Source organism: Rhodothermales bacterium (assembly GCA_041391505.1).
Lineage (GTDB): Bacteria > Bacteroidota > Rhodothermia > Rhodothermales > JAHQVL01 > JAWKNW01.
Genome location: JAWKNW010000062.1, coordinates 1 through 5252, shown reverse-complemented (window position 1 = coordinate 5252; position 5252 = coordinate 1). Strand labels below are relative to the sequence as shown.

The following is a 5252-nucleotide window of genomic DNA, read 5'->3' as shown; positions in this document are numbered from 1 at the left end:
CGTCGCGCCGGTATCCCATTACCTCTACATGGCCCTGGGCGACGCGTACGCCGCCGCGGCACCTGTAGCACCCGACGGCGATGCGCACAGGCACCATCATGCGAACCCGCATGCTGCTCCGATCCATGGCGCCGCGCTTTCCGCGCCTGCGCCCGCACCGCTTCACTGTACGTATGCGGACCTGTTCGCCACCTTCGCGGCGACAGGGCCGGCGGTAGTCCGCCAGCAGCCTGCGCTGGCCGCCGTCCCGCTGGATCCGCCGGCGCCTCCCCGCCTCGAGTCACCGCACGCTCCAACCTCCCTGCACCTCCGCGGACCACCGCGCGCATAAGCCCGCTACACCTCCCGTGTGTCCGCTTCACCACCTCGATCGTGAGGTAGCAGGTTTCGCCTGCCACCTCGGATCGCCCGTGGTCGTCATCCATTATATCGACCGCGTCCCACAGCACAGCGCTATCGCGACGTCGGGCCGTTAAACTGCAGTACCCATGCCCATGCCACGCTGGCGCCTGGCTGTGGCGGCGGCTGTCGTGATGTCCCTTACGGGGTGCACACCCCGGACAGAAGCGCCAGCCACCGCTACGACCTATACCCCCGTTGGCGCAGGTCAATCCGCCCCCGAACTCCGCGTACGTTCTACAAGCGGCAGGCTCGTCCCGCTTGCCACCGCAGACTCCCTGACGTTGCTCAACCTCTGGGCCATGTGGTGCGGGCCTTGCAGGGAGGAATTCCCGCTGCTGGAGCGCCTGCACCGGACCTACGCGCCCCGGGGGTTGCGCGTGCTCGCTGTCGACACGGATCCCGATCCGCTGGCGGCGGTGACGCGTTTCGCATCGGAATTCGACCTGACGTTTCAGGTTGCCGTCGATACTTCCGGCGGCATCATGGATCGGTTCAGGGCAATGGGCCTCCCGAGCAGTTATCTCATCGACAACGACGGCGTTATCGTGGCGAGCTGGACAGGCATAATACCCCTATCGGCTGCGGACACGATCGCCTATCATCTGGATCTGCCATGAATAGGTACCGGAACGGAATCGGGGCCTTGATCCCGATTGCCCTCTTCTCGATCGCAGGCTGCCGCATGGACGCGAAGGCCATCGCCCTCAGAAGGCCACTTCGCTCCGCCTGAAGCGCTCAACGTCGACCTCACGCGCAGCGTCACACCTCGACGCTCGCGGTGACCGCTGACGATAGGCTGACCATGGCGTGGACGACGTTTGGCGCCGACGGGGAGCCGGGCCGACTTTTCGCGATAATCGGTCCGGAAGGGCCGCCAGTAAAATCAGGATCGGATGGATCCCCGGTTTCTGATGCCGAAACGCCTCCCCAGGTGGCGAGCGCCGGCGAGGGCGACATCATGCTGAGCTACCCCGCAGCGCGCGATGCAGACGACGTCTGGGAGTCTATGGCGATCCGATTCGTGCGCTCGGATGATGGAGACACCTGGTCGGGCCGGTGACGGTCAGTGCCGGCGATCCGTTCGGAGGCTATCGCAACGATCACGAGATGGTCCTCCCGGACCCGATGGGTCCATCTACATCGCCTGGATCGATTCGCGGTTCGGTGGCGATCAGGGCGGCAAGCGCATCGTGCTGAGTCGTTCAGACGACCGCGGCCCTCGCCTGGTCGCCGCCGGCATCCATCGATCCGGCGCCTTCATGCGAATGTTGCCGGGTCGCGCTGGCCGTCGATAGCGACGGCGCGGTCGTCGCTGCCTGGCGCAGGTCATCGTGACGTATCCGCGACATCGTGACCGCGCGGTCGACCGATCGCGGCGCAACCTGGTCGCCCCGCCCGGGTGCATGCCGATGAATGGCAGGTGGACTATTGCCCCGATGCCGGCCCCGCGCTGCAGTTCGACCGGAAAACACGCTTCACCTCGCCTGGTGGACGGGAGCGCCCGGCGCCGCCGGCGTGCGAAATACGCGCGCTCGACGGATCGGGGCGCGTCGTTCGAGCCGGCGACGGAGATGAAACTCGGCGCGCTGTCACGCGCCTCACACGTCCAGCTTTCGGTCGCCGGCGACCGGATCGCCATCGTCTGGGGTGCGACACTGGAATCCCAAATCGCGCTACGCATCAGCCGACGGCGGCAGAACGTTTGGCGCGATCAATACCTCGGCGAAGCGGGCAGCGTGTCGCCTATCCCAGATTGCCTTCACGGATGCGCGCTGGGCGGTGTTCTGGCATCAACGCGGCGACGCAACGGCACCAACGCGAAGCCTCGATCCGACGGAACGCGATGGATTTCGCATAGCGGCCTCGACGCCCCAGCTTGTTCGCCGTCTTTCAGAATAGCACGGCTCCCTGCAGGAGTCCCTCAACCATAACAACCTCTATGATCCTATATCCCGTTTTCCTGATTCTCTGACGTTCCTGTTCGGCAACCCCGACAACGCGCCGCCTTACCTCAAGCTGACGCGCGCGGAACCGGCCAACGAGGCCGTGCTCGACGCACCGCCACCGGCCGAAAATCCGGCTCTGGTTCAACCAGGGTCAAACTCGACGTGAGCGGCATCACCCTCATGCGCGATGTAGCCGTCGTCGAGACAGAAGGCGATCACCGGGACGGACGACCCAAATCGTTCGCACTCCGCTTTGCCCCGTTGCCGGCGGGTTCCTACGCCGTCACGTAGAGGAAAACCGGCGACGACGACCACGTGATCAAGGGCACGTATTCCTTCACCGTGCGCTAGCGCACGGGCCAGTTTCTATAAATCAAAACCGTCTATCGGCATGAAAACATAGCATCCCCAAGATGGTCCTCCTCGTGACCATGCTTTCCGTGTCGGCCTGTGCGCCGCGCGAACGAGGAGGTCGTCATCCGATTCGCCGGCCAGGTCGGCGACGAATATGCGCTGCGGCAATGCCTTACACGTCGGCCTGTCAGATGCGCCGGTCAGGTCCGCGACTTCCGGTTCTACGTTTCCGACCTTCGCCTCATCGCTCGCGACGGCTCTGAGACACCGATCGCGCTCAACAGGACAGCACCTGGCAATATCAGGACGTCGCCATGCTCGATTTCGAGGACGGCGTCGGAGTCTGAAAACGGGACGCCCCAGATGAACGACCGCGTCGTCGGCACAGCGCCGGAGGGCGCCTACACCGGGGCTGGCCTTTTCGATCGGCGTTCCGACGGACCTGAACCACATCGACGCGACGACGGCGCCATCCCCCGCTCAATGTCAGCACCTGTTCTGGACCTGGCGCGCCGGCTTCACATCTTCAATCGCATCGATATGTCGTATGTAGTGGGAGAGATTCGAGCGGCGCTGTACGATGCATCTCGGCAGTACCGGGTGCGAGTCCGCCGCGACGCACGATGCGCCGACCACCGCCTGCTCGCGCAGATCGCGTGGAGATCCGGCTCGACGGCTTCGATCCCGCCAGCGACATCGTCGTCGCGAATGCGGCCGGCCTGCTTCGCAACATCGATCTCACCCAGGGTACGCCGGCGCCGCCCGGGTGCATGTCAGGCCCGTCGGATCCCGATTGCGCCGGCATGTTCGCCAACCTCGGCATCGATCTCGATTCAGGACGCTGCACGGGCGGCTGTGACGCGCAGTCCTACATCCGTTTGGCCAGCGCCGCCGAACGCGAACGGCTGGCCATACGTTGACCCAACGCGAACCGTAGCTATCAATCTGACCTGAAAACGACCATGGTGCGTTCCCTGATCTTTCTCCTCATGGCGACCGCGGGCGCGATCCATCTCGCCATCGCACCGGGTCATTTCGAGCACGCGCCGGCGCACGGCCACTCTTTTCGGCTTCGCCAGCGCGTGCCAGGTCACTGGCTGGCCTGGTACCATCGTTCATCGAGCCATGCCGCCCTTTTCACCAGCGCGTGCTGTCGGGCATCGTGGTCCTCTGGATGCTCACGCAGCTGTCGTCCACCCCCTTCGCGCTTTCACCCGAACCCCTGGACTGGGAGACGCTCGTAAGCAAGGCAGCCGAAGCGGGCGCTTTTCTGCTCCTTATCGAGCAGCGAAGCACCGATGGACGACGCCACGCCGGCGCCGGCTTCGTATTCGCAACACTGGGCGGCATCGCCATCTGGCAGGGAGGACTCCTCGCCGCAGGTATGTTTCCTGTGCTGGCCCATCAGGATGACACCGGGCATACGCACGCGCCCGGCACCCCGGTAGTGCACGAACACGGCGACGCGGAGGGCGGCGTTACCCTCAAGCAGTGGCTGTCACAGACCTTACCCGGATCCCAAAAGACGGCCTACGACTGGAACCTGCCGGCCGGCTTCCCGCCGCCTCGCGTTCCGGAGGACAACCCCATGACGGAGGCGAAGGTCGAACTGGGGCGGTACCTGTTTTACGACCCGCGCTTGTCCGGAAACGGAACCCAATCCTGCTCCTCCTGCCACCTGCAGGCCATGGCCTTTACCGACGGCCTACCTCAGGCGGTGGGGTCAACGGGCGCCATCCACCCGCGCAGTTCCATGTCGCTCACGAACGTCACGTACAACGCCACGCTAACCTGGGCGAATAGCGCACTCGTTGAGCTCGAAAAACAGATCCTGGTCCCCATCTTCAGCGAAAACCCGGTGGAACTGGGCGTGGCCGGCCACGAGGCCGAGGTGCTCGGGCGGTTACGGGGGGATGAACGCTACCAGCGGCTTTTCCGGGAGGCTTTCCCTGACAGCAACGACCCCTTCACCATCAACAGCGTGACGCGCTCCCTGGCTTCCTTCGTGCGCGCGCTGGTATCGGGAAATTCGCCCTATGACCGGTTCGTCTATGGCAAGGAACTCAGCGCCCTTTCCGAATCGGCGCTGCGGGGTATGGAACTGGCCCTGTCGGAGGACCTCGAGTGCCACCACTGCCATGGAGGATTCAATTTCACCACGTCCACCATACACGCCAATACCCGCTTTTACGAGGCGCCTTTCCACAATACGGGGTTGTATAACGTCGATGGAGAAGGGAGCTACCCGGCAGATAATCTGGGATTATTTGATGTGACCAACCGGCCGGAGGACATGGGAAGGTTTCGGGCGCCGACGCTCCGCAACATCGCCCTGACGGCACCTTACATGCATGATGGCAGCATCGCGACGCTCGAGGACGTGATCCGATTTTACGAGCAGGGAGGCCGCCGGATCGAGGCAGGAGCACGCGCCGGCGACGGACGCGTGAACCCGTACAAGAGCGGCTTCGTGGGTGGATTCACCCTCGACGATCAGCAACGCGAGGACCTCATCGCCTTCCTGCACAGTCTGACCGACTCCACCTTCAT

At 64.3% G+C, this 5252-nt stretch carries 3 protein-coding genes; all 3 read left to right on the top strand.

Annotated features, from left to right (window positions below):
- Positions 1 to 488: 488 nt before the first annotated feature.
- Positions 489 to 1019 (top strand): TlpA disulfide reductase family protein, encoded by a 531-nt coding sequence (locus tag R2834_24755; GenBank protein MEZ4703565.1) that lies wholly within the window; start codon positions 489 to 491, stop codon positions 1017 to 1019.
- 2306 nt (positions 1020 to 3325) lie between these two features.
- A complete protein-coding gene (locus R2834_24750) occupies positions 3326 to 3622 on the top strand; it encodes a hypothetical protein (protein ID MEZ4703564.1) in 297 nt (98 codons plus the stop codon).
- A gap of 227 nt (positions 3623 to 3849) precedes the next feature.
- Positions 3850 to 5252: di-heme enzyme (locus R2834_24745; protein MEZ4703563.1), on the top strand; the 1403-nt coding region annotated here is incomplete at its 3' end.

What these genes read in the sequence shown, in the direction of transcription:
- R2834_24755 (MEZ4703565.1), top strand. Translation starts at nt 489, where the DNA reads ATGCCCATGCCACGCTGGCGCCTGGCTGTGGCGGCGGCTGTCGTGATG.
- R2834_24750 (MEZ4703564.1), top strand. Translation starts at nt 3,326, where the DNA reads ATGCGCCGACCACCGCCTGCTCGCGCAGATCGCGTGGAGATCCGGCTC.